A 2,636-nucleotide genomic window follows, 5' to 3' on the forward strand; every position below is an offset into this window, starting at 1 on the left:
CACCATCGTCGTTGACCAACGACCGCCGCGGCACCGACTGACTCCGATCAAACGAAAGCCGCCCCGGCATCAAAACCGGGGCGGCTTTCACCTGCCTATTGACAAACGATGCCTACATATCAGCTGTACTGACCATGGATGTTGGTGGTGGCGTCGAGCGTGTTCGACGCGTGTCAGTCGGACATGCGCGGCTTGGTTACCGCCGGAAGGGACTTTCGAGTCGGAGAGGGCCGCTTGTCTAGAAATCGAGCGTGAACTGTTGGGGTGCAACACAATTGCTCTTACAGTACCGTGGCGCCGACCGTGGAGCTATGCTTAAAGGCAGGCGCCATCGCCCCTCTGGAAAAAATCGGCAGTGCCGTTGTGGAGCGCCCGGCGTCGACAGGCTTACCGCAAATTCATCGTCAATCCGAGAATCTGGCGGCGGGTTATCGACCGACTGCGCGAGCGCATCACCGTGATCGCGGAAGCGGATTGGGTGACTCACGAGTTGCTCATCGCCGTCACGGCGCGCCTCGAGCAGCTGTACTGGATGTGGCAGGCGGAGGTAAAACCATGAACGCGGACATCGGTGTCATCGGCGCGGGCATCGTCGGACTGTCGACCGCCTACGCATTGCTAAGCGCGGGCGAGTCGGTCCGGGTGTACGAACGGGGGTTGCCGGGCAATGCCCAGTCCGGCGGTGAAGCCCGGATTTTTCGCCATGCCCACGACGACTCCCGGCTGGTGGCGTTCGCCCGGGACAGCCGTGCTATCTGGGACCAGTGGGCGCAGCGGCTGGGCAGAGAGCTGATCTCTGCTGACGGCGTGGTCGCGATCGGTGCCAGCGTTGAGAAACGGCTGGCGACCCTGGAGCGGGTCGGTGGGGTGCGCGCACGTCGCATCGAGCCGGACGAACTGGAGCAGCGGATGCCGCTGTTAGCCGACTACGACGGCCCGGCGATGCTCGATGAGGCGGGTGGAGCGATCCGAACTCGGGCCGCGATCGATGGGCTCGTCGGCTCGATCGGGGACGCTCTGGTGGCTGACGAGGTGCTATCGGTAGCGCCCACCGGGCGGGGCACCATCGAGGTCCAGACCGGCGGCGACCGGGTCGAACACGCAGGCGTGGTGGTGTGCGCGGGCCAGGGCACCGCGCGGCTGGCACGCGGGGTGGGGATATCGCTTCCGGTGCGCTCGGCAGCGCACGTGCGGGTGACCTTCGATGTGCGCGAGCGGTTTGAGCGCCTCGCATGCCTGCAGGACAGCAGCGGCGAGTTCGGTGAGACCGGCATTTACGCTGCGGCGATGCCCGGCAACCGGCAGTACGCGGTAGGGCTCAGTGAGACCCTAGGCCTGCGCGATGACGGCAGCTTTGTGGTTGCGTCCAGCAGAGTGGTGTACGAGTCGGACCTGATCGGCGGTACCGGCGTGTCGTAGCCGAGTGATTGAAGGTCATCGCGTGATTCTTCGAGGGACCGTCCAAAGTCACTCGAGCAAAGGAATCAACGCGATGACCACTGCCCACGATATCGACCTGCCCGCCGTGTTGGCCGAACGACTCACCAGCTGCCATCCCGATGTGCTGCGCGAGCTGCTGGCCACCTTCATCCACACGCTGATGGGTGCTGAAGCCGACGCCCTGTGCGGTGCGGGCTACGGCCAGCGCAGCTCCGACCAGACGAATTCCCGCAATGGGTATCGTCACCGCGAGTTCGACACTCGGGCAGGCACATTGGATCTGGCGATCCCCAAGTTGCGCCACGGCTCGTACTTCCCGGAATGGCTGCTGGAGCGCCGCAAGCGCGCCGAGCGAGCCCTGACCACCGTGGTGGCGACCTGCTACCTGCTCGGGGTCTCGACACGGCGGATGGACAAGCTGGTGGAGACCCTGGGCATCACCAGCTTGTCGAAGTCGCAGGTATCGGTGATGGCCAAGGAACTCGACACCGCCGTCGAGTCCTTTCGGACCCGCCCCCTGGATGCCGGCCCGTACACGTTCGTCGCTGCAGATGCCCTGGTCCTCAAAGTCCGCGAGGGCGGCCGGGTGGTCAACGTGCACGCGCTGATCGCAACCGGCGTCAACGCCGAGGGCTACCGCGAGATCCTGGGCATCGACGTCAGCACCGCCGAGGACGGGGCGGGCTGGTTGACGTTCTGGCGGTCGCTGACCGCCCGCGGCCTGTCCGGGGTCAAGCTCGTCACCTCCGATGCCCACGCGGGCCTGGTGGCCGCGATCGGCGCCACGCTGCCCGGCGCGGCCTGGCAGCGCTGCCGCACCCACTACACGACCAACCTGATGGCGATCACCCCGAAAGCGTCGTGGCCGTGGGTACGCACCCTGCTGCATTCGGTGTTCGACCAGCCTGACAAGGAATCGGTTGCAGCGCAATATGATCGGATCATCGATGCTCTCGCCGATAAGCTCCCCAAGGTCGCCGACCACCTGGAATCCGCTCGCCCGGATTTGCTCGCCTTCACTAACTTCCCCAAGCAGATTTGGCGTCAGATCTGGTCGAACAATCCCCAGGTTATCTGTAGTGCTGCGGTGAGTGTCTTTTATGTGGACCACGAAGGCTCAGAGTGGTCGGTTCTGCGTTCTGGATGTGGTTATCTCCAGCCGTCCATGAAGCAGATCCTGGAGGGTCGATGTGCTT

At 64.6% G+C, this 2,636-nt stretch carries 2 protein-coding genes and 1 pseudogene; all 3 read left to right on the top strand.

From position 1 onward, the window contains the following. Window positions 1–427: 427 nt before the first annotated feature. Window positions 428–559, top strand: a pseudogene (locus tag CSQ99_RS31640) (DNA starvation/stationary phase protection protein); the annotation flags it as partial. Then, window positions 556–1,419 carry an NAD(P)/FAD-dependent oxidoreductase gene (locus CSQ99_RS30475; RefSeq protein ID WP_099042689.1) on the top strand — a complete coding sequence of 288 codons (864 nt, stop codon included), beginning with the start codon at window positions 556–558 and terminating at the stop codon, window positions 1,417–1,419. The pseudogene CSQ99_RS31640 and the gene CSQ99_RS30475, both read left to right, overlap by 4 nt. A 73-nt stretch (window positions 1,420–1,492) precedes the next feature. After that, window positions 1,493–2,636, top strand: a 1,144-nt coding sequence (locus CSQ99_RS30480) for an IS256 family transposase (RefSeq protein ID WP_245909168.1), incomplete at its 3' end; no start/stop codon positions are given.

The organism is Mycobacterium neglectum, from assembly GCF_002591975.1.
Taxonomy (GTDB): Bacteria; Actinomycetota; Actinomycetes; order Mycobacteriales; family Mycobacteriaceae; genus Mycobacterium; species Mycobacterium neglectum.